1 pseudogene is annotated in these 713 nt (G+C 76.2%); it reads right to left on the bottom strand.

The features are described from left to right. Positions 1 to 259: 259 nt before the first annotated feature. Positions 260 to 713 (bottom strand): annotated as a pseudogene (locus G5C65_RS37990) (hypothetical protein); the annotation flags it as partial.

Below are 713 nucleotides of genomic sequence, written 5' to 3'. Positions count from 1 at the left end.
GCACGACCCCGACCCCGCCCCGCCTCGGCCCGTCCCCCGTCGGACCGAGGCAGGGTGGTGGCACATACGCGGGCGACACCGGTCCCGCCGGCTTCGTTCGGCTCCGTGAACCCCCGTACCGGACCGAACTGCGCCGTCGCTCCCCCGAAGCTGTGCACCAGACCTGCCGCCTGGAACGCGTATGCCATGTCCAGGACGATCGCAGGCCCCGCTCACAGCGGGCTCACACCCGTGCGGGGCGGTGTGAGCGCCGCGCGTCCTACTGTCCCGGCGTCTGCTGCGGGGTGTAGCTGGGCTGGTCGGCGAAGAGGTCGAAGTACATCCCGCCCGCGACGAGCAGGCCGAGGACGCCCAGGACGACACCGCCCGCGGCCACCGCCTTCACCCAGGTGCGGGTGTCCGCGCTGCGGGCGGTCAGGGCCAGCAGCACGGCGCCGAGGGCCACGGCCAGCGCGGCGACGACGCCGTTGATGGCCGCCGCGGCGTGCCAGGGGGCGCCGTAGGCGGCGTCCACCGCCTCGCTGCCGGAGCCCTGGCTGCTCTGGGCGCTGCTCTCGATCTGCCCGATGAGCTGCTTGCGCTCGCGGAGCATCTCGCTGAGCGAGGTGCCCGTGAGCGAGGCGAGGCCCAGCCCCGCGCTCACCACGGCCAGGGCGCCGCCGATCCAGCCGGCGGACGCCCGCGCGCCCTCCCGGCCGCCCCCCGGCCCGGCG

Origin of the sequence: Streptomyces boncukensis, from assembly GCF_011045075.1 — a bacterium.
GTDB lineage: Bacteria > Actinomycetota > Actinomycetes > Streptomycetales > Streptomycetaceae > Streptomyces > Streptomyces boncukensis.
The sequence above is the reverse complement of the archived record's forward strand: the minus strand, read 5'-3'. Positions and strand labels throughout refer to the sequence as shown.